The organism is Acetobacter malorum (genome assembly GCF_002153605.1).
GTDB lineage: Bacteria > Pseudomonadota > Alphaproteobacteria > Acetobacterales > Acetobacteraceae > Acetobacter > Acetobacter malorum_A.
Genome location: NZ_JOPG01000005.1, coordinates 144,841 through 169,762, shown reverse-complemented (window position 1 = coordinate 169,762; position 24,922 = coordinate 144,841). Strand labels below are relative to the sequence as shown.

The window sequence follows — 24,922 nt, the reverse complement described above, 5'->3', positions numbered from 1 at the left end:
TCAGGTTTGCCGCGCTGTTCCGGCGTTGACAAGAATAATGAACAAACCGGGAAAATACCCTTTTCGCCATGTCTCATCCTACCACTGCTTCCGCTCCCTCCCGCTCCTCCCGCGCACACCTGTTCTATATTCAGGTGATTATTGCGGTTATTGCGGGCATTCTTGTTGGCGCCTTTTTCCCCAATATCGGCGCGGCCCTTCGCCCGCTGGGGGATGGGTTTGTCAAACTCATCAAGATGGTCATCGCACCGGTCATTTTTCTGACCGTCTGCACCGGCATTGCCGGGATGGCGGACCTCAAACAGACAGGCCGCGTGGCAGGTAAGGCCATGGCCTATTTCCTGTGCTTCTCCACGCTGGCGCTGATTGTTGGCATGCTGGTGGCTAATATCGCCCGCCCCGGTGCGGGGCTGCATATCCAGCCAGCCTCGCTGGACAGCAGCTCCGTCGCCAGTTTTGTGAGTGAGGCGCACTCCCACTCCTTTACGGAGTTCCTGATGCGCATCATCCCCAGCACCACCGCTGGGGCCTTCACATCAGGCGAGATTTTGCAGGTGTTGCTGATTGCCATCCTGTTTGGCGTCAGCCTCGCACAGATGGGGGAGAGCGGGCAGAAAGTCCTCACCCTGTTCCGTAGTCTGACGGAGCTGGTCTTTGGCGTGGTGCGTCTGGTTATGTATGTCGCCCCAATTGGCGCGTTCGGGGCCATGGCCTTTACAGTCGGCAAATTTGGCGTGGCCTCCATCGGGCATCTGGTCGGGCTGGTTCTGGCCTTCTATCTGACGGCCATTCTGTTCGTCTGCGGCATTCTGGGTCTCGTCACACGCATGATGGGCTTCAGCATTTTTCGTCTGCTGGCGTATATCAAGGAAGAGCTGCTGATTGTTCTGGGGACCAGTTCCTCGGAATCCGCGCTGCCCGGCCTGATTGCCAAGCTGGAAAATGCTGGCTGCCCGCAGGGCATTGTCGGGCTGGTGGTGCCTATGGGGTATTCCTTCAATCTGGACGGCACCAATATTTACATGACCCTCGCCGCCCTGTTCATCGCGCAGGCCACGGATGTGCATCTGGGCCTTGGGGAACAGATTGCCCTCCTGCTTGTTGCCATGGTCAGTTCCAAAGGGGCTGCGGGTGTGACAGGGGCCGGGTTTATCACGCTGGCGGCCACCCTTTCCGTCGTCCCCAGCGTGCCGGTTGGTGGCATGGCGCTTATTCTGGGGATCGACCGCTTCATGTCAGAATGCCGCTCTCTGACCAATCTGGTCGGCAATGCCGTTGCAGCCATTGTTATTTCCCGTTGGGAAAATTCTTTGGATACACAGCAACTGCACAAAGCCCTGAGCGGAAAAACCGACGCCTGAAGCCGCCTCCCTCCCCTTCTTTTCAGCCTTCAAAAGCCTCTTATCAGATGCGAGATTTTACATGAGAACCGGAATGACAACGGCGCAGCGCCTTCGTGGCATTCTGGCAGGCTCTGCCGGGAACCTGCTGGAATATTACGACTGGTATGTCTATTCCTCCTTCACCATCTACTTCGCACATGCTTTCTTCCCACGCGGCAACCAGACCGCAGAACTGCTGAATGCTGCTGCTATTTTTGCCGTTGGCTTCTTTATGCGCCCGGTTGGCGGATGGTTGCTGGGCATGGCGGCAGACCGCTATGGGCGCCGCACGGCGCTGACATTTTCCGTCACAGCCATGTGCTTTGGCTCGCTGGCCATTGCCGTCTGCCCGACCTATGAACAAATTGGTCTGCTCGCCCCGGCGGTGCTGCTACTGGCCCGGTTGATACAGGGCCTCAGTCTGGGTGGAGAATATGGCGCTTCCGCCACCTATCTGGCGGAAATGGCAACCCCGGAGCATCGCGGGTTCTGGTCCGGTTTTCTGTATGTCACGCTGGTCATGGGCCAGTTGCTGGCGCTCCTGCTTTTGCTGCTGATGCAATATGTGCTGCTTACACCGGAACAGATCGCAACATGGGGCTGGCGCGTGCCGTTCTTTATCGGGGCACTGGGGGCTTTACTTGTGTTCTGGCTGCGTCGCCACATGCAGGAAAGTGAGCGTTTTGAAAAGACTAGCACACAGAAGGAAAAAGGCGGACTCCGCATTCTGCTTCAGCACCCGCGCGCGGTGCTGACGGTCTGCGGCATGACGCTGGGCGGAACGGTCATTTTCTACACCTACACCATCTATATGCAGAAATATCTTGCGAACACGCTGGGGTTTCCCAAAGAGACCGCAACACTCATCTCTTCTGCCTGCCTGATTATTTTTGCAGCTATCCAGCCTGCTTTCGGCGCCTTGTCTGACCGCATCGGTCGGCGTCCGTTGCTGCTGTATTTTGGCATTTGCGCCACGCTGGGCACCGTGCCGCTGCTGACCGTCCTCTCCGGCGTGCACTCCGCATGGGCCGCATTTGGGCTGATAACGGGAGCGCTGTTTATCGCCTCCGGTTACACCTCCATCAATGCGGTGGTGAAGGCGGAACTGTTCCCCACCCGCATCCGTGCGCTGGGTGTGGCCCTGCCTTATGCCGTAACAGTTTCCGTTTTTGGCGGCACCACGGAATATGTCGCCCTGTGGTGCCGGCAGGCCGGGCATGAGATGTGGTTTGCCTATTACGTATCCGCCTGCGCCGCCGTCACGCTGCTGACAGTGCTGACCCTGCCCAAAACAACCGTAATTGATGAGGGGTAACAGCCCCCCTTTTTTGATGGACACAAATCGCCCGGAAGCGGCCTTGAAATTGCCATGAGGCAGCGCGTTATTAGGACGTGAAGAGGGGACGCTCCGGTGTTTCCTCTGTCAGTTTCGAGGAGGCACACGATGCGCCGTATGACAAAACTTCTTCTCGCCCTGCCCCTTATTGCAGGCACGACACTGGCTGCACTGCCCGTCGCAGAGGCGCATCCGGGCGGTGGCTGGGGTCGTCCCGGCTGGGGTGGACCGCCTCCGCCGCCGCGTGGTGGTTACTGGGGCGGTGGCCCGCGTAGAGGCGGCTGGCACCGTGGCCCCGGTGGGGGCGCCATTGCAGGCGCTCTGATTGGTGGTCTGGCTGTTGGCGCTCTGGCCGGTGCTGCCATGGGCAATTCCGCACCGCCGCCGGTGGCGTATGCACCGCCCCCGCCACCTCCGCCCGCTATGGGCTATGCCGTACCGGTGGTGCCCGCAGTGCCGGTGGCTCCGGCACCGGGCTATTACGCCGCCCCCGGCAGCTATTACTCCGGCTGGTAATCCCAGCCGGCTTCACCGGCCTGATGCCGGAGGCGTGCTGTTAAAGAGCTTTTGCGGCGTCCAGCACAGCCTCCACATGGCCGGGCACTTTGACCTTTTTCCAGATGCGGGCGATTTTACCATCAGCCCCGATCAGGAACGTGGTGCGATCAATCCCCATATAGGTTTTGCCATACAGGGATTTTTCCACCCACACGCCATAGGCTTCTGTCACGCTTCCGGCTTCATCTGAGGCCAGCGGGAACGTGAGGTCATATTTCTCAGCAAATTTGTCGAGCTTTTTAACCGGATCGCGCGAGACGCCGATTACGGTCAGACCTGCGCCTTCAAACTGGGCCAGAGCCTCACTAAACCCACAGGCTTCCTTGGTGCAGCCGGGCGTATCCGCCTTGGGGTAAAAATACAGCACAAACGGCTTGCCTTTCAGCGCACCAAGACTGACCGTGCGCCCTCCGCTGGCATCCAGCTGGAAATCCGGGGCCGGATCACCCTCTTTCAGGTCGATTTTTGTCGTGTTCTGCGTCTCTGTCATGCTGGGTTCTTTCCTTGAAAAACGATAGATCGGAAAAATCTGCCGGACAGCCTCCCTGCCCGGTAGTCTTGAAAACTAAACGGCTGAGAGTCCGGAACGTTCTTCCGGGGCCTTGGGAGCAAAGCTGTCCTCCACGCCTACCGGCCCTACGCGCTGTTCAAATATCTGCCGGACAGCCTGCGCCAGATGCGCGGTGCGCGCCATCAGGTCTGGCAAAGTCGCGTCTCCCATCACCCGCAGCAGAATCTTCACCGCACCGGGAGCCAGACCACGCTCCAGATCAACCGGTGGCACCGGCCCGCACAGCAGACGCAGCAGGCATTGAAGCTGCCGCCAGACAGTATCGGCCTCCAGCAGCAGCTTTGTTTCCGCTGCATTCAGCAAACCGCCCTTTTTCAGCAAAGCCAGCGCCCGCCGTGTGCATGGGTTTCTGGCGTCTTTAGTGCCTGCTACCAGTTGCAGGATCTGGGCGACAAACTCGACTTCCATCAGGCCGCCCGCCCGGCGTTTAATGTCCCACGGGCTGGACGCAGGCAGATCCCGCGCCAGACGAGCGCGCATCTGCCGGGCATCCTCCAGCAGCGTTTCGGTGGAGGGCCGGGGCTTGCGCAGATCGCCATTCAAAATCTGCACCAGATCCGCCTGCAAGCGTGCCTTAAGCACCGCGGGAGCCGTAATCACACGCGCACGGGTCAACGCCATGCGTTCCCATGTCCAGGCGGCATCTTGATGATACTTCAGGAAGGCGGTGCGGAAGACAGCAACCGGCCCGGCTGCACCGGAAGGACGGAGCCGCATATCCACCGCATACAGCGGACCTTCCGGGCCGGGGGCAGTCAGTGCGGCAATAAAGGCATGCGCAAGACGGGTATAGTATTGCGATACCGCCAGTGACCGTGCCGCACGCACCGGCAGACCATTCTGAAGTCTGGGCGCATTCTCCGGCACCTGACTGACCTGAACGTCCTCCGGGTGGTCAAACACCAGCAACAGGTCCAGATCAGACCCCGGCATCATTTCCCGAGACCCCGCCTTGCCCAGCGCCAGCACAGCCATGCCACCACCGCGCACGCGGCCGTAGCGTTGCTGATGCTCCTTTTCTACCGCCCGCATCAGCACGGTCATGATGGTATCGGCCAGCGCGGTCCGTTGCTTTTCGGCCTCATTTTCTCCCAGCCGCCCTTCCAGCACCGCCACGGACAGGCGAAATTCTTCCCCGCGCAGGAGAGGCCGCAGGGCTGTTACCAGCAACTCTGCGGAATCCACTTCCGTCGCCAGGTGCCGCAGGCGGTCCAGCACGTTGCGGCCTTCTTCCGGCTCCGGTTCCAGCAACCCTTCCAGTGCAGAGGGCGTATCGGCCAGATGGTTTGCCAGAAAGGCCGAGGAATCAAACAGAGCGGCAATCCGGTCTATCAGCGCCGGGTTCCGCTCGAACAGGGAAAGCAGTTGCACCCCGGCATGCTGACGCGCGAGCAGCGCCTCAAACCGCCGCAGGCAGGCCAGAGGGTTGCTACGGACTGCAAAACTGGCCAGCAGCGCGGGCAGCAAGCCACGCAGCAAGGCCCGAGCCCGCTCGGAGCGTAACGCACGCAGGGTGTTGGTCTGCCAGCGCGCCAGCACCTGCGCGGATTCTTCCGTCTGAGCAGCGGGAAATCCGAGACTTTCCAGAAGTGCCGGAGAATTTTCATCATCCGGGGCCACGGCCAGAAGGGTGGCGTCCTGTACGGGGGCGCTGACCTGCGGGGTCGCAAAATGCCGTTCAAAAATGCGCCGGGCCTCCCGCATGCGCGGTAACATTTCCAGCGCCAGGGCCTCGCCGTCCGTATAATTCATGAATACGGCAAAGGCATCAAACGCCTCCGGGCGGTCCGGCAGATCGTGCGTCTGGTGGTCAGCCCGCATCTGCAACCGATGTTCCGCATCCCGCAGAAACCGATAGGTTCGGGCCAGCACTTCCGCTTCCTCGCGCGGCAGATAGGCGGACCCCACCAGTTTTTTCAGCGCGCCAAAGGTCGTGCGGTCCCGCAGGGCAGGCACGCGCCCACCCCAGACAAGCTGCATGGCCTGCGCCAGAAATTCGATTTCCCGAATCCCGCCCTGCCCCAGCTTGACGTTATGGCCCAGCAGCCAGTCCCGGCTGGCCGCCGGGTCCGCCAGCACCGCATCGGGCAGGTCAGCAAGCCCTGTGCGCCCGGCCTTACGGTAGCGGTCGATGCGGGCCTTCATGTCGTGAATATCGTCAATCAACGCAAAATCGAGATGTCGCCGCCAGACAAACGGGCGAATGGCCGCCAGAAAACGCCGCCCAAGGGCTATATCCCCCGCCACAGGCCGCGCCTTGATCATGGCGGCACGTTCCCACGTCTGGCCGAGACTTTCATAATACTGGATGGCCGCCTGCACAGAGACAGCCGGAGGGGTGGAGGACGGGTCTGGCCGCAGACGCAAATCTGTCCGAAAAACGTAGCCATCCGCATCCCGCGCTTCCATGAGGCCCACAAGATCGCTAGTCATACGGATAAAGACGCGCCGCACGGTATCAGGCTGAGACTGCACGGACGGATCGTACAGCACCATCAGATCAATATCCGAGGAGAAATTCAGTTCCCGTGCCCCTAGCTTTCCCATTGCCAGCACAACAAAACCACTGGCATGCGCTGGGCGTTTGGGGTCCCGCAACTGAATCTGGCCAGCCTGATGAGCACTCCACAGCAAATGTCTGACCGCCACCTCCAGCGCCGCATCCGCCAGCCGACTGAGCGTCTGCGTCACCTCCTCCAGCGACCAGAATCCCCCAAGGTCCGCTACAGCGCATATCAGGGCTGTGCGTTTTTTGGCTTCGCGCAGGAAGCGGGCAACACACTCTCGCCCCGATGTGATGTCAAACTCGGCAAATGCTGCAAACACGTCCTTCGCACAGGGCTCCGGCCCGCTCTGCACCAGCGTTGCAAAAAACACCGCGTCCTGCCGCGCCAGATCAGACAGATACGGGCTGTTTCCGCCCAGACAGGCCACCAGCCCCGCAGCCCCGGGCAGGGTCAGCACATCATCCGGCCCTCCGGCCTCCTGCAAAGCCAGCGCCATATCCTGCGCAAAATGCGTAGCCGCCTGTGCGTCTGCCGGCGCGGGCCAGCTGGCATCAGGCCAGAGACGTGTGGGGGCACCGCGCGGCGCCCGCACATCCCGGAAGTAAGAAGAAACAACAGCTGCCGTCATAATCTGACCATTCTTATTGAACGCAAAGGGTTGCTGCGTTGACTTCCACGGGTCAAGACCTCCCCCGCCCTCTGCACAAACGGGCCTTGCGTGTTCTGACTGTTCTGGCCGTAGCTGTGCTGGTGCTGCCGGTGCTGTGTGTGGCAGCCCTGCTGGTGCGCATGCTGTTCGGGCCGGTCAACGTCACGCCTTTTGTGCGGCCCTTCCTGCCGGTTGCGGTGCTGAACGGCCGCCCCGGTCACCCCGCCGCCGCAACGCTTACGCTCCGGCGGGCAGAACTGGCATGGAATGGTCTGCGGGACGGCTTGAGCGTGCCTGTTATGCTCTCACTGCATGATGTCCGCATTCTCAAAGCTGACAAGACAACGACCGACACCATTCAGGCCGCAAATGTCACGCTTGATCCGCTGGCGCTCATCCACGGCAGCGTAGCCCTGCATACGGTGGACCTGAGCGGCGTGCGCATGGCGCTGCGGCGGGCGAAAGACGGCAGCATCGGGCTGGATGTGGACGCGCCCCCTACGCCCGCCACGCCACCTGACAGTAATGACACGCTGGACCCCAGCGCCCTGCAACGCATCAGCCTGACCGATGCGCAGGTCACGATTGATGACAGGCTGACCCATACGCAGTGGATTGCCTCGCCCATCACCTCCACCCTGCGTGCCGTCAGCCTGCATGGGCAGAATGGCCTGACCGGGTCTGTCGCCCTCACCTTTCAGGCGCAGGAAGACAGCACGGAACGCCTGAGTGTAACGGCAGAGGGCGCACAGACTGATCACGGCACCATCCAGTGGCATGCTTCCCTCGCGCCTGTGCGGCCCAGCACCTTCGCCGGACTGGCCCCGGCTCTGAAAACACTGGATGTGCCGGTCAGCCTGACAGCGGATACGGTTTTTGCCCCCGCCCCCAAAAGCAACTGGCTCCTCCCGCAGGGGCTGGATCTGAAAACTGATCTCGGCGCAGGTGAGCTTCAGGGCGGCGGCTCCACTTACCTGCTTCATCATGGGTCTCTGCTGGCGCATCTGGCGCTGGATCACCGCTCTCCTACACACACGCCCGCCACCATCACGCTGCAAGGCCTGACGCTGGGCCTGCTGAACCCGGAACACCCGGAAGATGAAAAAGGCGGCATTACCGTCAGCCTGACAGGTCAGTTAAATGCCTCAGACCTGTTCAGCCCCACTGTGCTGTCCGGCCAGATGGCGCTGGATATTCCCACCATTCCCTTTGGCGATATTGCCAATTACTGGCCCGCCAAAGCTGCCAAAGGGGGCCGGAAATGGGTAGATACCAATATTACCGACGGCACAGCGCATGACCTGCACACCGCCGTAACACTGCACAGTGATAAAGGCTGGAACGGTATCAAGCTCACCTCTCTGAAAGGGAGCGTGGAAGGCTCAGACCTGACCGTTCACTGGTTGCGTCCCATCTCGCCGCTGCATCATCTGGATGCGCATCTTGAGGTGAATGATCTCGATAAGCTGACCATCCATTTCGACCACGCCTATCAGCTGGTGGACCGGGCTGATAAAAATGTGGGAGCCACCGGCATCGGGCGCGTCGCCGCTGGTCCGGGCTCCATGGAAATTACCGGCCTGTCCAAAAAAGACCAGATGGGCACTATTGTAACGGAACTGCACGGCAACCTGCGGGATCTGCTGGCCATGCTGGCCGAACCGCGGCTGCATCTTCTGGCCCGCCATCCCATTAGCTTTACCAGCCCCTCCGGGCAGGCCAGCGCCAAATTCTCCCTGACGCTGCCACTGGAAAGTGACGTCACGACCGATCAGATGATCGTGGACGCCCACGCACAGGTCAGCCACACGCATCTGGGCAATGTTGTCGCCGGGCGCGCCATTACCAATGGCACCTTTCAGATTGCCGCCACCACGCAGCAAATGGATCTGAGCGGGCATGGCGTGCTGGGTGGCCTGCCGTCAGACATTACCTATTTCATGAACTTCCGCTCCCTTAAGCCGCAGGAAATTGCGGAAAAGGCACATCTGTTCACCCGCATCACGCCGGACACGGCGAACGCTGCCGGCATTGACACCAGCTCCCACTTCTACGGCACCGCCGATCTGGGGGTGGACTATGCCCGGCTGGCGAACAAGCAGGGCACGGTGAACATCAACCTCGACCTGAAGCATTCTGGTATTGTCATTCCCCTGTGGCACAAGGTGGCGGGTCGCACGGCACAGGTTTCCGCCACCCTCGCCCTGCTGGACGGCCGCATCACTTCGGTTGAGAAGATTTTCGCCACCGGGCCGGAACTGGATGTGCGGGGCCGAGCCGTGCTGCGGGAAAAAGCCGCTCCGGAACTGTTGATTTCATCCTTTAAAATCGAACGCTCTACCGGCCATGCCCGCCTTGTGCTGCCCTATGCCTCGCAGGACAAAACCATTCAGGTGGGTGTATATGCCGATACGCTGGACCTTGCCCCCCTGATGGAAGGCGACCCGAACGCCCCCAAACAGGCCGCGTCCTCCGGCCTGCATGTGCCGGAAGCCGCCACCGGCAAATTGCATGGACCACCGGGAAATGCGTGGACCATCGATATGACGGCCAACGCCCTGTATTACAGCCAGACCAAGCAGCCGCTGCGGGCCGTAACCGGGCATTTTGAAGATAACGGCCAGCGTCTGGAACGCATGCGGTTTGCCATGCGCGGGCCCTCCCCCGTCAGCATGACGCTGGACCCCAAAGGGGCCACCCGTGCCCTGCATGTGACGATTCCGGACATGGGTGGTTTTCTGGCCGCGCTCAACATCCTGCCCAACGTGCAGGGCGGCCACGCTACTCTGAATGGCGCGTTTGATGACACACAGGCCACGGCCCCCTTCAAGGGCACGCTGAATATCAGCCCGTTTGTGTTGAAAAAAGCGCCCGCCACTGTGCTTCTGGCTCGCAATCTGTCTCTGTATGGCTGGGTGAACGCCCGTAAATCTCCGGAGTTTGAAGTCTCCACCCTGACCATGCCTGTTGCGTTTTCTGACGGCGTGCTGACCATTCGGAATGGTCATATGGGGAATGATGCGCTGGGGGCCACGCTGGAGGGCAAGATCGATCTGGACCACAGCACGCTGGACCTAAACGGAACCGTGGTGCCGGTTTTTGCCATCAACAAACTGCCCGGCAAGCTGCCCGGCATTGGCAAACTGTTCAGCCCCGAAAAAGAGGGCGGCCTTGTGGCCATGACCTTTGGCATTGCCGGCAAGCTGGAAAACCCGGACCTGAGCATCAACCCCTATTCGGTTTTGTTGCCCGGCGTTTTACGTAAGCTGTTCTGATCCCAGCCGGTGCTGTGCGCCCAGTCCGGGCCCATGGCGTTATCTGGTTCTTCCGGGATATCGGCCTGCGTTTCCGTCAGCGCGACAGTCTCTTTCAGGGTACCTTGCACGTGGGCTGTAATGGCACCGGTTTTGACGGCAGAGCGAAACGCGTCGGGTTCTTCCTCAAACGACGTATCCACACCATTGCCGCTGACCTCCCCAACCGGATGCAAGACCACAGCAGCCTGCGGGCGCACCGGGTCCACCAGCCAATGGCGGGTGCGGGAAACCAGCGTTGAGGCATCTGCTCCGCTACAGGGCTGCATTTCTGTCAGTGTGACGGTTTCTGTGGTGACAACGGCTTCCATCTGCGCGCTTTGCCGGCGGCCTGCGGGCACAGTCTGGCCCACAAGCACGGTGCCGGAGGGTATGACCAGTAACGTATCCCGCGCCGCCCCCGGCTGTGGTTTGACGCAAATAGAAACAGCCTGCCCCCCGGCTGACGTGCCTGCCCCGGCATCTGTCGGAGTGCTGTCTCCGCTCCCCGCATCCGGGGCTGCTTGCGCCGGGTCCATCAGCGCACAGAACGCCAGACCCAGCACAACAGGGTAACGCAACCGCATACCCTTTCCTTTCCGTCGTAACGGTCCGGGCGGATTACGGTTTGGCAGGGGCCTCTTTTTTCAGGCCCGATGGAATGGCGAACACTTCATCAGGCTGGGCCACCCGGCTGACACGGAGCGCCCGGACGGTAATCTGTCCCTGTTGTGCAACCTGCAACAACAGACCATCCGCCGTGTAACAGACATCACTCGCATGTCCGTCGGCGTCTTTGGTGCGCCAGATAATGCAGCTTTCCCCCGCCACCACGGAACCACCCAATCGTGCATAGGTGCCAACCATAGCCGGATGACCGGGCGGCGTGAGGCCCTGACTGGGGGCTGGCATCACGCTCTCCCGCTTGCGGTCCCGGTCCACTACGGTCAGCGTATGCTCGGGCCATGAGGTAATCATGAACAGGTTTGACCCCTCCGGGTCCAGACGCTGGCGGAGGGTGCCCACCTGCCAGCGCATCCGCTGCTTCATCACCGCATCGCCAGTCGGTGAGGTCAGCTCATACAGCACATCCGCATCCACAGACGGCGTAATGAACGGCGCATCCTGCGGGGCGACCGGCGCAGGACTGGCTCCCATCTGAGCACCGCTTGCCCCGGCAGTAACAGCATTACCGGCCCCCGCAGTCGTCCCAACGGTTTGCGCCAGAGCGACGGGCAGAGAAGCGACCCCCATCAGCACGCCCAGCCCGGCACCCAGCAGCGCCCGCGCACGCATCCCGCTCATGGCGTATTGCCCGATGCATCATGCGCGCCTGAATCCGTGGAGGGCATGGTTGTTACAGGACCAACACCCGGCACAACGCCGGTGACGGAAGGCACGCTGGAGTGCTCCTGCTGCTGCACACTGGTTGGCCCGCGCATAACGGAAGGCGGTGCTGAGCGCTCGTCATCTCCCCCAGACTGAGATGCCGGGGAATGCGGCGTGACTTCCTGAAAACCCACAGGCGGCTGGAAAGAGGTGGCGGGCACGTCGTCATAAGAGACTTTCATCGCCTTGAGGTGGCCGTTCAGACCATCCACATCCACACCATCCTGCTCCAGAATAAAGCCGTCATCCGTCACGCAGGCGGTACCATTCCCCTGCGCGGACTGCACACCCCAGAGCGTGCAGGGCTGGCCGATGACCTCGGATTTACCTTTCCGCGTAAACGTCATGGACATGTCCAGCAGGAACGGGCTGCGCGCTACCTCCTGCTGCACCAGCCGGGTATAAATCTTGCGGTCGTTCAGGATGATCATCACCTCCTGCGCCGCGCGGTTGATAATGACGGCGCCCCGGCTTTCCGGCCCCTCCATGCTGAGCATGTAGTTGATGCGCATCAGGCCGCCATCACCGGAAAACAGAACCTGCACATGGCGGTCCTTCACCGGTACGACCGATGCGGGTGCGCCTCCGGCAGGCGGTCGCGGCTGAAAGACGTAATCAATAGTCGCATCCCGCGCCGGCATCAGGCGCGGATGATCGGTCTGCGGGGCGGGAGCCGGTGCGCCTGCCGAGGTCGCAGAGGATGCGCCTGTCTCGGCGGCATGGCCTGGCTGGCTCAGCAGTCCTGCCGCCAGCGGTGCCGTGGCCAGAAGGCTGCAAAGGGTCAGCATACGGCGCGTCCGGGCCGGCTGGCAGTGTCTCATACGTCTTCGTCTTTCCTGTTTCTTATCCAGACCGCTCCGCTTTTGGAGCAGGCCCCTAACTGTGCCGGGGTTCGGCCGCCTGCGTCTCTGCCCGCATGGCGCGGATTTCGGCCTCCAGCACATCTGCCGGAATACTAGCCTGCCAACATGGCATCATCTGGACAGCGCGTTCCAGCGTCGCCTTATACAGGCTGGCCGGAATTTCCTCTCCGCCAAAGCGGGCCAGATGGTCTGTTCCAAACTGGGTGTCAAGCACGATAAAGCCGCTAATCCGCAGTCGCGCCACCAGATGCACTAACGCAACCTTGGAGGCATCAGTCGCACGGCTGAACATGCTTTCCCCAAAAAATGCGCCGCCCAGTGCCACACCATACAGGCCACCCACCAGCTTTCCGTCCTGCCGACATTCCACGCTATGCGCGTATCCCATGTCATGCAGGGCACAGAACAGACGGAAGATTTCACCGTTGATCCATGTCTCCTCCCGCCCGGGTGCGGGCGCTGCGCAGGCCTTCATCACACCGGGAAAGTCCTGATCCACACTGACATCAAACCGCCCGGACAACACCGTGCGTTGCAGGCGGCGCGAGAGGTGGAAGCCACGCAGAGGCAGGATGCCGCGCGGGTCCGGGTCATACCATTGCAGCTCGTCATCATCCGCATCGGCAGCCATCGGGAAAATGCCGGCAGCATACGCGCCCAAAATCAGTTCCGGCGTCAGTGCGTCAGTCATGTCGCCTCCTTTGAACAGATAAGACATGCGTATTTTTTACCGCCTGCGTCTGATCCTGTTTCCGTTTTTACCGTTATACGCTCGTCATGGCTTTTCTGAAGGGTCATGCTAGTCTGTCACTACGGAAACTCAATCTGTCCCACTGAAAAAAGGAACGCCCATGCCTTCCGAAAAGCCTCGCCTGATTCGTGCCGTTCGGCTGCCTGCCGCCGTTGAAAAGCGGATTGAGACCGACTTCACTGCCCCGCCCGCCCCCGATGCTCCGCTGGACACCGCTGCCATGCTGGCGCTGGCGGAAAAGCAGCAGGCATTCGCCATGCTGGTCACGCATCATTGCCCGCTGAAAGGCGCTGATGTAGCGGCCATTCCGGACTGCGTGAAACTGGTGGCGACCGTCAGTGTCGGGCTGGACCATCTGGACGTTCCCGCTCTGCTGGCCCGCGGCATCAAGGTCTGTAACACGCCGGATGTGCTGACTGACTGCAATGCCGACCTGACAATGATGCTGATTCTGGCCGCCTGCCGCCGCGCTGCGGAATACTACACGCTGATGAAAAATGGCTGGGGCCGCACGCTGGAAATGGATGAGATGCTGGGCATGCGCGTCACCGGTAAGACGCTGGGCATTGTCGGCATGGGCCGCATCGGGCAGGCCGTGGCCCGCCGGGCGCGCGGGTTTGACATGAAGGTGCTCTACCACAACCGCCGCAGGCTGGACCCCGCGCAGGAAGAAGGCGCGACCTATTTTGAAAATCTGGAAGAGATGCTGCCCCACTGCAACATTCTCACTCTGCACATGCCCGCCACCGCTGGCGCACCACCGCTGATGACCGCCAAAATGTTCGGCCTGCTGCCGCGCGGCAGTGTGCTGGTGAACGCCGCGCGCGGCGCGCTGGTGGATGAGACCGCTCTGCTGGACGCCCTGCGTTCCGGCCATTTGTTTAATGCCGGCCTTGATGTTTACCAGAACGAACCGAACCCGAACCCCAGCATTCTTGCCCTCCCGAAGGTTTTCATGACGCCCCACACCGGCAGCGCCACAGTGGAAACCCGCACGGCCATGGGCATGCTCTCACTGGACAATGTGGCCGCCCTTGCCGCTAATAAGCCGCTTGTTACCCCTGTAACGGCCTGAACCGGAGAGACTGATGACCTTAAGGATAGCCTGCCTGCTGGGTATTCTTGTCTGCGTGGTAGTGAGACTGATCGACTTCCACTACCAGCAGACCTGCATGATTGTGGGCGGGTTCATGCTGTTTCTTGCCGTCATCGGCACAGTGATTGATGAAGAGCCGCCGCCGGTCAAAAAACAGAAAAAGCCAGCCTCCTAACGGGAAGCTGGCTCTCTGATAAAACGGTCCAGAACAAAGCCGGAGGATTTGCCTCCGGCTTTTTTAATGGCTCACGACCTTCAGGATACCCGACCGTTGCGTGTTGCGACCTGATCCCGCAGGGCTTCAGCCGTATCCCGCACCACCGGACCATGTTCACGCTCCAAACGACGGATGGTGAAGTGCGCCCGAGCCAGTGCCCGGTAATGGTTGAGGAAGGCCGTGTTAAGAGACGCCCCACACAGCGCACCCGCCACCGGCATGAGTTGCAGAGACACTTTCTGCCCCAGCGCCAGACCGTAATGCGAGGCGACCTCCGCAATCAGCATCACAACCGGGCGGCCACGCAGCAGCGCACGGGCTGAGAAGTAGCCCAGTTCGCTATCTTCCGCCTTTCGTGCATTGGGGAAAGCGCGTAGCGCGAACACTTCCAGACAGGCGCGGCGTGCATCCGGGTCAGACAGGTCCTCGCCCTCTTCCCGCGCAATCCGGCCAATCTCACGCATAATGGTCAGCGTGGTAAAGCTGATATCCGGGGCCAGACCGGCAAGGCCAGCAAAGCCACCCACCGCACCGGAGACAGCAACAGCGGCCTGCAACGCCGGGCCACGCCAGGGCTGCGGTTCCGCCAGAGCATCTCCGGGGCTACGCAGCCCCACAATGGCAACATCAAAGGCGCGGGCAATGGCGCTTTCGGCCAGACCACGCAGCTTGTCTTCCATACCCGGCGCCATGCCCAGCCCGCGCAGGCCCAGCCGCGTAGCGTGGCCAACAGCCCCGCCCATCAGGTCCGCCAGACGCACCAGAACGCCCTTGCCGGACTCGACCTGTGCGAGAGCATGTTCCAGCTCTCCCAGATCGTGACCACTGAGCTTGAGCGTCACCATCTCGCTACCTGTCATGTCCTGCGTACTCATTTGCGCCCTTTCTGCTTGCTTTGCCCCGCCGTGAAAGGCCGGGCCGGGGCGCAGTCAAGCGCCCGCAAAAGTCTGTTTTGTAAAGGAGAGTGTAGCATAGGCCGCCTGAAAAGCGACACGGGCCGCCCCTCGTCCGGCATATGCCTCCCATCTCCTGAACAGCGATGACCGCCTTCCCTCACAAAAGCCCCACGGGCTGAGAAGTTGCCTGCGGCACGCGCATTAGCAGCGGTTGTCACGCGCTTTGGAACATCTTACACAACCGAACGTGAGACCATCCCGGCGCAGACCGTGCGCCAACAGGAGTTTTTCCATGTCGCACACCATGCCTTCCTCTCGCCCGGCCCGCAGCGGCCGCTGGCAGCACCTGCTGCGCGCCGGCTCCGTTGCCGCCGTTCTGGCCGTTACAGCCTGCGCCCAGACCCCGCAGCAGCGGGCCTATCATTCTGCACTGGAACATGCGCGGACCGACCCGTCCTACTGCTATTCCCACCAGTATGACACGCTTCTGGCCGAAGCCATGCAGCGTGACCACAGCCTGCAATCCAGCAAGACGCCGGACCGGGATGACAAGCCGGATTCCTCTTTCCAGCCGACCATGCAGATCAGCGTGACGGGTGCGACCGCCATGCCGGACCTCAGCCTGCCGCCGTATTTCCACCGCGTCTGCCGCCTGAGCACCAAACTGCCTAATGGCACGACGGAAAACGGGTTCCTGACCTTCACCTACCTGATCCGTGACAACAAGGTACAGTCCGCCCTGAGCGAATGGTATTCCGATGCGGAAGTCACGCAGGAATACGACACCACCATGAAGCAGATTGAAGCCGGGCTGGACATGAATAACCCGGATCTGAAATCCTGCATTCAGCGCTATCCGGCCTTTGATGCCCCCTCCAAAGACCCGATCGTGCAGCAGGGCGCGCTGGACCTCCGCGCCCATCTGGTCCGCCGCTGTCTGGCCAATAAGGCCGCACTGAAAGACCTGTATTCAGATCTGTATTTTATTCATCGTTAAGTCGTTTACAGGATGGGTCAGGTAGAACGCTATCCGGCATAAAGGCGGTTATTTTTCGATACCGCCTCTATATTTAAAAGCGGATATAAGCCTGACCCAGTTTTCTCTTTGTCTCTGGCGCGCCATGTCGTGCTTTGTTCTGCCCATAAGCCAGCTTACGAGCTGGATAAAGCATGCTTATTTAATTCAGAAAAACGCTTTAAAAGGCGCTGATTTTCTTGTTCTGCCGCACCCAAAGCTTCTTTAGTCGCATGGAGATCTGCAACAATCTCTCGTGAAACGGGTGAACGGGCGCTATCTGTAAATATCAGGTTAACATTAGTTCGAGCAATCAGGTCATACGTATTACGCTGCATCAAATCACAGATGTCGCGACTGTTGTTCTCAAGAAAATGATCCGACGGCTCAATCTGGATGATGGCAGGACGAAAACGTGTGAGATCAAGATCATTAAGAATCGTAAGATCTTCACCTTCCACATCAATTGATAAAAATAACGGACTTTTTCCATCCATATGCTTAATGATGACATCATTAATTCGAAGAGCCGGCACGACAATGTCTTCTTCAAGCACAATGGGCTCGCCCGGCCATTCGGCAAGAAATTTTTTATTCGTGGAACTAAGTTCATCTTTAGAGGAAATAAAGATGGGTGTCGTAGAAGCGTCCGTCGCAATAACGGCCGCATGTAAAATATTATCATGCGGCCTTACACGCTTCAGATCATCCAGCAGATGGGGATTGGCCTCGACCAGAACCCCATGCATCCCCAGACTTTTGTGGAGTAACCATGTCGCACTTGTTGCGATCGGATGGTTAGCGCCTATTTCCAGATAAAACTCTTTAGAAAGATCAAGCTGCTCTTTAAAAGCGAGAGCACGCAGAGACGCACAGACAATGATATCTTCCGCACACTGCCCATAGGAAGGCGTATGCGGAACAGCGATATCCGGCGCCTTAAGTCCAAGCTTTTCAATATCTTCATAGATACTTACGTTTAGACTTTCTGGCATGGTCTCTCTTTCTGTTACATTTTTTGAGCTAACCTGCTTATTCAGGCAAAATCATGGTCTCCCACGAAGTCGTGCGATAACACGCCGAACTGGCAACGCACTGCTCCATACCTTATGAACGGGACGAAGCATTTTTTTCTGCCAGCTTGCCACGGTCCGAACCTGATCCAGCTCTGAAAGAGCAACGTTCATCTGTGAAGCAAGACGACGATTTATTGAAAGAAGTTCGTCAATCCGGCGATCCAGATAATGAACATGATGCTGGAGTTCACCTAGCGAATGTTGCGTATGCCCGGCTCTCTCCTGCGTTTCTCTGATTGGCTTAAGCAGCGTCATCAAAAGACCAAGAGCTTCAGGCTGCTTGCTCAGGAAGTTCCGGAGCAGACGATTCTGTAAGAGCGTGCTCTGTAGTTTATAGGCCGCCTCTCTTTTTGCCGCGGTATTATCATCAGCAAACCAATCGGTTTCGTGCAGATAATGGTAATTGGCTAAGGGCTTGCAAATGTGCCCTATATCACCCTTCGCCATCAGACGGATGTTGAAGTCCCAATCGCCGAGAGCTGGCAAGCTGGCATCAAACTGTCCGATCTCAGCAATCACGCTCCGCCGAAACAGAAAGCAGATCGGGGCGAACGTGTTTGAACAAAGCATCTTGGTGTAATCTGTAATGCCCCTCTCCCGAGCCCACACGTGCCGCCGCGTTTCCCGGATTACACCCCCTTCTTCAATCACCTCGTCAATAACGTAACAATCTGTAGCAACGCCAAGATAGCTGGCTTTTTTAGGATCACTCAGAAACAGCACCGTATTGATGAGAAAAGCAGGATCCCAGGAATCCCCATCCCCATGCACGGCAACAAATTCTTCAGCCCCGGTAGCAAGAGCCACATTTAACGCTGCGGCTGATCCGAGCGCTTCCTCATTATGGAGAACTGTTAACCGATCACCAAATATGGGCCGATAAACATCTAACAGCTTCTCCAGTGCTTCACGCTCACCCCCGTCATTAACGAGGTAGAGGTGCCAGTTGCTAAATTTTTGGAGCAGGACACTACCAAGCGCGCGCGGCAGCAGCAGATGCCTGTCCTTTGTTCGCATGATGATAGCGACATCCGCGGATGTATCGGAACTGTTCGTGGAAGAAATCATAGTCATTTGAATTGTCCGAGAGTTCGGGAATCATAATGGGCAAGCTGCCGACGAAAATCTGCTGCCAGATGAGCACGATGTTCGGGACTATCAGCACGACGGAGCGCTGTAAGTGCCGAACCCATGATCCAGTCCGAATCTGCCAGATGCAGAGTTGCACCCAGAGACGTGTCATCTGAAAGCTCTCGAATAATCGGGGTCAGTGTTGCGTGGCTCGGATCTCCGGAATGGCGGATAGAACCAATAGCGGTCACTTCGCTTTCATTCGGAGAAAGCCCCAGCCGATTGATCGCAGCAACGGCTGAATCCAGCGTAAGATCATCCACGGTAACCCCGTACAAGGACTTTCCTGAGAAGAGTTCTTCAACCACCTTCACAGCACCATCCTGGAACGGCTCAAGCAAAGCTTCATGCTGCTGGCCTGAGAAACCTGATTTTGCGAGCACCGGAGCCATGCGGTTATCGTGCTGCTCGTAACTCAGGGTCGTTCCTTCAGCTGCCGAAAACATGTTTTCGATAATGGCAACATTATTATAGAGACCATATCCTTCATCAAAAGACTGGTAATCATTCCAAAACGCGCCTTCCATCCAGCCGGCGCGGTTCCGGTTGCGCTGTGCTCCAGGCCACAATCCTGCGTAAAATCCATAGATCAGCGGCTCATACCCCGCACTTTCCAGCGCATTGCGGATCGAAACCTGCATGTTGCCGTGCCAGCCAACATCCACAAGCCCCACCCGGCCTTTATGCAGTCCTTCCTGGCAGAGGTAGGAAACAATATTAAGAAGCTTTGCCTGCAGAACGGGATAGATCGACCGCGCATGCTTCTGCATGCAATCCTTTAGCTCGGCCACACCATCGCCCCAGCCAATCAGCCGGTCCAGACTGCCGAAGTGCCGAACAACTTCATCTACGAGAGGCTGAACATTCAGAAGATCTGCTCGGGACAGAACATCCCGCAGACGCTCCTTACGAAAAACACTACAGAGCGTATCAAGCGCGCGTTCGCTAAGGTAATCGCGATTACAAGAAAGAGATGCAGCCGCAAAGTTGAGTGAGCGGCGAGAAACATGCAAATAAGTTGATGCAATTCCCGTCGTTTTATCAAGCCCTGCCGCGTACCAGACTCTCTGAGGAAGCCACCCATCCCGCGCACAGAAATAGATGTGGGAAAGTCCTAAAGTCTGCGCTCTTTCGGCAACCCAGCGCACGTAACTACCTGCAACTAACGCTCCCCAGGACGCTCCCAACGTCGCCATAACCTGAGAAAGCGGCAATTGCGTCGGATCGTAATCCTCTCCATCAGGTTTGCGCGCAAGCATTGCTCCGCGCAGAAGCCGTGAGAAAGGCAAGACATGCGGCGTCAGACGCCCACCCATGCGGTGATTGGAACGGGCGCGCTTGAACAGAAGCGTCTGCAATCCAGCCTTCTCAGCCGTTTCACCATCGCTCCCTGCGTTATCTCCGACATGCAGAATACGAGAAGCTGGGCCAAGCTTCTGTACAACAATTTCCCATTGCGAGCCGTCCCATTTTGCACAGCCAGTCTCGCAAGAAACGATCAGATCAGGAGCATCGTAACCCGCCTTTTCAAGCAAGCTATGAATAACATCCCCCGAAAGGTACATATCAGAAACAAAGAGAACCGGAATCCCCTTTGCTCGACAGGAAGAAACCGCGGCCTTGATCTCAGGAACAGCAAAGCAACATTCATGCTCCACTTCTATTTCTATACCTGAAAGCTCATCGCGATAGGTTTTGAAGTCCTTATTAGAAATCTCTATTTCATCAAAAATTTCTTCAAAACTGATCTCACGCTGCCCCCGACGGGCCGCTTTCTCGCGCGCAATACGCTCAGCCCGCTCACGAGCTTCCGCGTAGCCCTCAAACATGACGCCATAGCGATCCGTAAGGCGCTGCTCAACCAAAGCAAAGACATCAACGGGAGCATCCAATACTCTCGTAAGAGCCGTATCGAACACATCAAAACTAACATAATCCACACCAAAAAGGCGGCTTTCGAACTTTGAAAGCCATTTCTGGTTTAAATACCAATCTTCCATAGAAAAATATTACCTTCCCGCTGCGCCTTACAAGGAAATCCAGTGCTATTAATTCACCGACCTTCTAACCACATCATTGCGGGTTTTCCATACAATTGTAGATAAAAATTAAATTTCTCACGGCTTACCGTGAGCTGCGTAAGGTAATGATGAACACTAACTGCCCCACCCCGCAAAAGGCGGGGTCCGGCTCAACTGTAGTGCACTCCATGTTTTCCATTTTGCGGACCATCCTAGACTTAACGTTTTGTCAATAATCCTGAATCAATCTGGAAAACCGTGCCATATCGACATTTCCACCGGAAATAATCACGCCCACACGCTTCCCCTTCCACGTGGGAGCCGCAGCGAGAGCAGCTGCGACACCAAGGCAGCCCGTCGGCTCCACGACAATTTTCATCCGCTCCGCCACTGTGCGCATGGTCGCAACCAGCGTGGCATCATCGACCGTAACGATCTCGCGTAAAAGCCTGCGCAGTATACCGAAGGTCAGCGGACTGAGGGCTGTCGTCTGCGCTCCGTCCGCCAGCGTTTTTGGCACTGCAATCTGTACGATGTGGCCAGCCGCCAGAGACTGCCGCGCATCATCCCCCGCTGCTGGCTCCACACCAATCACAGTGCATGCCGGCGAGACCGCCTGAGCAACCAGCGCGCAGCCTGACGCAAGGCCACCGCCGCCAACCGGCACAAACAGCGCATCGAGCGGGCCGGTCTCTTCAAACAATTCCAGTGCTGCGGTGCCTTGCCCGGCGATGATATCCGGATGGTCAAACGGAGGGAGCAACGTCGCCCCACGCTCCGCTGCCAATGCGCCGCCTATGGCCTGCCGGTCCTGCGTGTAGCGATCATACAGAACCACCTCCGCCCCATAGCCTCGGGTGGCAGCCAGCTTCATGGCCGGGGCGTCTTCCGGCATGACAATCATAGCAGGAATCCCGGCCTGCTTCGCTGCACAGGCCACACCCTGCGCATGGTTCCCAGAAGAATACGCCACCACGCCCCGACGACGCACGTCTTCGGGCAGCGCCAGAATAGCATTCAGCGCCCCCCGAAACTTGAAGGCTCCGACACGCTGGAAATTTTCCGCCTTGAAGAACAGCTCTGCCCCGCTGAGCCCATTCAGATAACGAGAGGTGAGAACCGGCGTGCGGTGTGCATGCCCTTTTAGGCGCACCGATGCCGCCACAACATCTGAAAAATCCGGCTCTTTCTGCATATCTCGCTGCCCCTCTTCTTCCGCTATGCGCCCACCATGCCGCATTTCAGGGCAGGCATACAGCCAGAGCAGTGCGCTCCCCTCTTTCCGCCTGATCGGTCCGGGCCTACAAGGTCAGGGAGCTTGTGAGCAGAATGCTGTCTGAAAGGACTTTATTGACCATGAACTATCGCAGCCTGTCCCCCGATTTTGTTGTCGCCCCGCAGATTGCCGTCAGCGACATCCCCGCCATTAAAGAGGCCGGGTTCAAAACCATTATCTGCACACGTCCGGACGGGGAAGACCCCGGCCAGCCGACCGCTGAAACCATTGGGGAAGCGGCCAAACAGGCAGGTCTGTCCTTTGTCTCCATTCCGGTCGTCGGTAGTCAGGCTCCGTCTTCCGATGCCGTGATCATCATGCAGGAATCCCTGAACACCCTGCCCGGCCCGATCTTCAGCTACTGTCGTTCCGGCAACCGTGCTGGCCAGCTCTGGGCACTTGCCACACAGGGCTGAACCGCTCTGGCATACAGCACATAAATAAAGGGAGCGGCCCAAGCTGGGCGCTCCCTTTTTTATTGAAACGACAGAAAAATGTCCCGCCGGTTTCTGGTCGTCAGTCGCCAGACCAGCCGCCCATCCGACACAGATACTGCCAGTGCTCTGCAGAGACGGGACACACTGAAAGGCGGGACTGCCGAACCAGCGCCAGATCCGTCAGCGCCTCATCCTGCTTGATATCCGCCAGCGTGACTGGATTAGGCATGGGACCAACGGTTTTCACGTCCACACACACCCAATTGCCACTTTCCGCGGTAGGGTCCGGGTAGGCTTCCCGCACAATTTCCACCACGCCCACAATCGCGCGCTGCACGTTGGAATGATAGAAAAAGGCGCGGTCTCCCACCTTCATACCCGCAAGGTTCTTTTTGGCCTGATGATTGCGCACCCCGGTCCAGGGTTCGACATCATTGGCCACCTGCTCATCCCAGCTGAAGGCATCCGGCTCGCTTTTAATCAACCAGTAGGCCATGGCTATTCCACCAGCGCGCCATCACGGAACACGGTGCGCAGCGGGCGCACAATCACACTTTCAAACAGATTGACCTCGGCATATGGGTCCGCCGCTGCAAAGCCTTCCGCCGCAGCGCGATCGGGCACATCCAGCAGCACAAGGCTGCCGCAGGGCGCGCCGTTCACGTCAAGTTGAGGTCCGGCGAACTGAATCGCCTCCTTATAGTTTTCCAGAAAAGCCAGATGTTTCTCACGCGTAGCCTTACGTATTTCAAGGGCTCCGGGGCGATCTGTGCAAATAATGGCAAACAACATGTCTTCTCTCCGCTGTGTTGTCGGGACAGGACGCCCATGAATAACTGCCTCGTGTCAAGATGCCCCGAATGATGTAAAAGGTGCGCGAGCGCATGTCTGGGCAGGAAAATCCTGCGCGCAGACCCCTGCAAGCTCACGTGATTTGTTGAGATACGGAACGGACTGACATTTGAGCGCCACACCGACCCTCGTCGCGCGTGCCGGGACATTCTTCCATCGGTATGCCAATCCCGGCCGGTTTCTCAAGCTGGGCGCACGCCTTCAGCCCTGGCTGACATGGCCTGCCCTGTTGCTCACCCTTGTTGGGCTGGGCTGGGGGCTGTTTTTCTCGCCTGCCGACTGGCAGCAGGGAGACTCTGTCCGCATTATGTATGTGCATGTGCCGGCTGCGATGCTGGCCTCGGCGGGTTATGCCGGGCTTGCTGTGTGCGCCGTGCTTTCACTGGTCTGGCGGCACCCGCTGGCGGATCTGGCTGCGGTGGAAATTGGCCCGGTCGGAGCCTGCATTACCGCACTCTGTCTGGCCACCGGTTCCCTGTGGGGCAAGCCGATGTGGGGCACATGGTGGGTGTGGGACGCCCGACTGACTTCCGTGCTGGTGCTGTTCTTCCTGTATCTAGGCCATATCGCGCTGATCCGCGCGTTTGATGACCCGCAGCGTGGCTACAAAGCTGCGGCTATTCTCGCTCTTGCGGGCGCTGTCGATCTGCCGATTATCAAGTTCAGTGTGCAATGGTGGAACACCCTGCATCAGCCGGACAGCATCACGCTGACGGGTGCGCCCACCATGTCTTCCTCCATGTTGTGGCCGCTGGCTCTTTCCACACTGGGCTTCTCACTAGGGTTTGCCGCCATTGTGCTGGCCCGCACCCGGGCCGCCGTGATGGAAAGCCGTATTCGCAGCCTGCTCTCCAGCCCGCGCCGTCGCGCAGGCAATACCTCAGGAGACGCCGCATGACACATCTGCCCTACATTGTGGCCAGCTATGGTCTGGCCGCCATCATCGCGCTGACCTTGTCCATCGGGGCGGCCCTCCGCCTCAAAAAGGCCCGTATGCGGCTGGCCGTTCTTGAACGCCCATCGGACCGCACCACAGGAGCCACTTCGTCTCTATGACCCGCAAGACACGTCGCCTCTGGCTCGTTATCGCCTGCGTTGCCTGCCTGGGGGCTGCCGCAGCCCTCATGCTCAAGGCGTTTTCCTCAGATATCGTTTTCTTTGTCACACCTTCTCAGGTCGCAGCATCCGCCCCACCGGCGGACCGCACCGTGCGGCTGGGCGGCATGGTTGTAGCTGGCTCCGTCAAACGGGAAAAGCAGGGCGAAACCCCCATCGCCCGCTTTGACGTGACCGATGGTCAGGCCGCCGTGACCGTGCGGTATGAAGGTATCCTGCCCGACCTGTTCCGTGAGGGGCAGAGCGTGGTGGCCGTGGGCACCATGCACAAGGACGGGTTTGTTGCGAGTGAAGTACTGGCCAAGCATGATGAAACCTATATGCCGAAGGAAGTGGCGGAAGCCCTGAAAAAGTCCGGCAAATGGGACCCGCGCTTCGGCCCGCCGCCCAGTGCCGCAAGCTGGAACAGCATGACGGTGCAGGATGCAAAAAAGGGCCTTCCTGCGGCCGATGCTCCTGCCACCCCAGCCCCGGCTGGCAACTAAAACCC

The 24,922-nt window shown here is 59.0% G+C and carries 24 protein-coding genes; 11 read left to right on the top strand and 13 right to left on the bottom strand.

The window, feature by feature from the left end:
- Positions 1–68 precede the first annotated feature (68 nt).
- The 3 genes from HK23_RS02530 (at position 69) to HK23_RS02520 (ending at position 3,234) form a co-directional block, all read left to right on the top strand.
- Positions 69–1,361 (top strand): dicarboxylate/amino acid:cation symporter, encoded by a 1,293-nt coding sequence (locus HK23_RS02530; protein WP_086652756.1) that lies wholly within the window; start codon positions 69–71, stop codon positions 1,359–1,361.
- Between the two features lie 73 nt (positions 1,362–1,434).
- The gene (locus HK23_RS02525; protein ID WP_086652755.1) at positions 1,435–2,697 is read left to right on the top strand and encodes an MFS transporter; all 1,263 of its coding nucleotides are present in this window, start codon (positions 1,435–1,437) and stop codon (positions 2,695–2,697) included.
- 129 nt (positions 2,698–2,826) lie between these two features.
- Positions 2,827–3,234, top strand: a complete 408-nt coding sequence (locus HK23_RS02520) for a hypothetical protein (protein WP_086652754.1) — start codon at positions 2,827–2,829, stop codon at positions 3,232–3,234.
- Positions 3,235–3,274: 40 nt separating this feature from the next.
- On the opposite strand, the gene bcp is transcribed toward HK23_RS02520, so the two are convergent.
- Positions 3,275–3,766 (bottom strand): thioredoxin-dependent thiol peroxidase, encoded by a 492-nt coding sequence (bcp, locus tag HK23_RS02515; protein WP_086652753.1) that lies wholly within the window; start codon positions 3,764–3,766, stop codon positions 3,275–3,277.
- Positions 3,767–3,841: 75 nt separating this feature from the next.
- On the bottom strand, positions 3,842–6,982 hold the full coding sequence (locus HK23_RS02510) for a bifunctional [glutamine synthetase] adenylyltransferase/[glutamine synthetase]-adenylyl-L-tyrosine phosphorylase (protein ID WP_086652752.1): 3,141 nt from the start codon (positions 6,980–6,982) through the stop codon (positions 3,842–3,844).
- A 38-nt stretch (positions 6,983–7,020) separates the two neighbouring features.
- Here HK23_RS02510 and HK23_RS02505 point away from each other — a divergent pair, with 38 nt between their 5' ends.
- Positions 7,021–10,278, top strand: a complete 3,258-nt coding sequence (locus HK23_RS02505) for an AsmA-like C-terminal region-containing protein (protein ID WP_256940027.1) — start codon at positions 7,021–7,023, stop codon at positions 10,276–10,278.
- On the opposite strand, the gene HK23_RS02500 is transcribed toward HK23_RS02505, so the two are convergent.
- Genes HK23_RS02500 through aat form a run of 4 tightly spaced genes read right to left on the bottom strand, consistent with a single transcriptional unit; the run spans position 10,236 to position 13,239 of the window.
- A complete protein-coding gene (locus HK23_RS02500; RefSeq protein ID WP_086652751.1) occupies positions 10,236–10,883 on the bottom strand; it encodes a hypothetical protein in 648 nt (215 codons plus the stop codon). The two genes, HK23_RS02505 and HK23_RS02500, sit on opposite strands and share 43 nt — an antisense overlap.
- A gap of 34 nt (positions 10,884–10,917) precedes the next feature.
- Positions 10,918–11,601: a hypothetical protein gene (locus HK23_RS02495; protein ID WP_256940026.1), complete on the bottom strand. Its 684-nt coding sequence runs from the start codon at positions 11,599–11,601 to the stop codon at positions 10,918–10,920.
- Positions 11,598–12,506 carry a DUF4412 domain-containing protein gene (locus tag HK23_RS14180; protein WP_256940025.1) on the bottom strand — a complete coding sequence of 303 codons (909 nt, stop codon included), beginning with the start codon at positions 12,504–12,506 and terminating at the stop codon, positions 11,598–11,600. The genes HK23_RS02495 and HK23_RS14180 overlap by 4 nt, the downstream gene beginning before the upstream one ends.
- A 55-nt stretch (positions 12,507–12,561) precedes the next feature.
- Positions 12,562–13,239, bottom strand: coding sequence for a leucyl/phenylalanyl-tRNA--protein transferase (gene aat, locus HK23_RS02485; protein WP_063908374.1), 678 nt, complete (start codon positions 13,237–13,239; stop codon positions 12,562–12,564).
- Between the two features lie 160 nt (positions 13,240–13,399).
- Between aat and HK23_RS02480 the strand changes: the two genes are divergently transcribed.
- Positions 13,400–14,374 carry a 2-hydroxyacid dehydrogenase gene (locus HK23_RS02480; protein WP_086652750.1) on the top strand — a complete coding sequence of 325 codons (975 nt, stop codon included), beginning with the start codon at positions 13,400–13,402 and terminating at the stop codon, positions 14,372–14,374.
- A 13-nt stretch (positions 14,375–14,387) separates the two neighbouring features.
- Positions 14,388–14,570 (top strand): hypothetical protein, encoded by a 183-nt coding sequence (locus HK23_RS14175; RefSeq protein ID WP_063908073.1) that lies wholly within the window; start codon positions 14,388–14,390, stop codon positions 14,568–14,570.
- Between the two features lie 80 nt (positions 14,571–14,650).
- On the opposite strand, the gene HK23_RS02475 is transcribed toward HK23_RS14175, so the two are convergent.
- Complete coding sequence (locus tag HK23_RS02475) at positions 14,651–15,487, bottom strand: EcsC family protein (protein WP_086652749.1); 837 nt, start codon at positions 15,485–15,487, stop codon at positions 14,651–14,653.
- Between the two features lie 313 nt (positions 15,488–15,800).
- On the opposite strand from HK23_RS02475, the gene HK23_RS02470 reads away from it, so the two are divergent.
- Complete coding sequence (locus tag HK23_RS02470; protein ID WP_086652748.1) at positions 15,801–16,505, top strand: hypothetical protein; 705 nt, start codon at positions 15,801–15,803, stop codon at positions 16,503–16,505.
- A 155-nt stretch (positions 16,506–16,660) separates the two neighbouring features.
- Here the strand turns inward: HK23_RS02470 and HK23_RS02465 are convergent, their stop codons facing one another.
- The 4 genes from HK23_RS02465 to HK23_RS02450 all read right to left on the bottom strand — a co-directional run bounded on the left by HK23_RS02465 (position 16,661) and on the right by HK23_RS02450 (position 21,946).
- Positions 16,661–17,518 carry an FkbM family methyltransferase gene (locus HK23_RS02465; protein WP_086652747.1) on the bottom strand — a complete coding sequence of 286 codons (858 nt, stop codon included), beginning with the start codon at positions 17,516–17,518 and terminating at the stop codon, positions 16,661–16,663.
- Between the two features lie 51 nt (positions 17,519–17,569).
- Positions 17,570–18,673 carry a glycosyltransferase gene (locus tag HK23_RS02460; RefSeq protein ID WP_086652746.1) on the bottom strand — a complete coding sequence of 368 codons (1,104 nt, stop codon included), beginning with the start codon at positions 18,671–18,673 and terminating at the stop codon, positions 17,570–17,572.
- The gene (locus HK23_RS02455) at positions 18,670–20,730 is read right to left on the bottom strand and encodes an HAD family hydrolase (RefSeq protein ID WP_086652745.1); all 2,061 of its coding nucleotides are present in this window, start codon (positions 20,728–20,730) and stop codon (positions 18,670–18,672) included. The genes HK23_RS02460 and HK23_RS02455 overlap by 4 nt, the downstream gene beginning before the upstream one ends.
- A gap of 250 nt (positions 20,731–20,980) precedes the next feature.
- Positions 20,981–21,946 carry a threo-3-hydroxy-L-aspartate ammonia-lyase gene (locus HK23_RS02450; protein WP_086652744.1) on the bottom strand — a complete coding sequence of 322 codons (966 nt, stop codon included), beginning with the start codon at positions 21,944–21,946 and terminating at the stop codon, positions 20,981–20,983.
- Positions 21,947–22,107: 161 nt separating this feature from the next.
- On the opposite strand from HK23_RS02450, the gene HK23_RS02445 reads away from it, so the two are divergent.
- Positions 22,108–22,443, top strand: a complete 336-nt coding sequence (locus tag HK23_RS02445; protein ID WP_086652743.1) for a protein tyrosine phosphatase family protein — start codon at positions 22,108–22,110, stop codon at positions 22,441–22,443.
- A 100-nt stretch (positions 22,444–22,543) separates the two neighbouring features.
- On the opposite strand, the gene HK23_RS02440 is transcribed toward HK23_RS02445, so the two are convergent.
- A complete protein-coding gene (locus tag HK23_RS02440) occupies positions 22,544–22,960 on the bottom strand; it encodes an EVE domain-containing protein (RefSeq protein WP_086652742.1) in 417 nt (138 codons plus the stop codon).
- Positions 22,961–22,962: 2 nt separating this feature from the next.
- Positions 22,963–23,256, bottom strand: a complete 294-nt coding sequence (locus HK23_RS02435; protein ID WP_063908062.1) for a YciI family protein — start codon at positions 23,254–23,256, stop codon at positions 22,963–22,965.
- 169 nt (positions 23,257–23,425) lie between these two features.
- Here HK23_RS02435 and HK23_RS02430 point away from each other — a divergent pair, with 169 nt between their 5' ends.
- Genes HK23_RS02430 through ccmE form a run of 3 tightly spaced genes read left to right on the top strand, consistent with a single transcriptional unit; the run spans position 23,426 to position 24,917 of the window.
- Entirely contained in the window at positions 23,426–24,214 is a 789-nt protein-coding gene (locus HK23_RS02430) for a heme ABC transporter permease (protein WP_063908061.1), read from the top strand.
- Complete coding sequence (locus HK23_RS14485) at positions 24,211–24,372, top strand: hypothetical protein (protein ID WP_179193766.1); 162 nt, start codon at positions 24,211–24,213, stop codon at positions 24,370–24,372. Before HK23_RS02430 ends, HK23_RS14485 begins: the two co-directional genes overlap by 4 nt.
- A complete protein-coding gene (gene ccmE, locus HK23_RS02425) occupies positions 24,369–24,917 on the top strand; it encodes a cytochrome c maturation protein CcmE (RefSeq protein ID WP_086652741.1) in 549 nt (182 codons plus the stop codon). The genes HK23_RS14485 and ccmE overlap by 4 nt, the downstream gene beginning before the upstream one ends.
- The last annotated feature ends 5 nt before the right edge of the window (positions 24,918–24,922 follow it).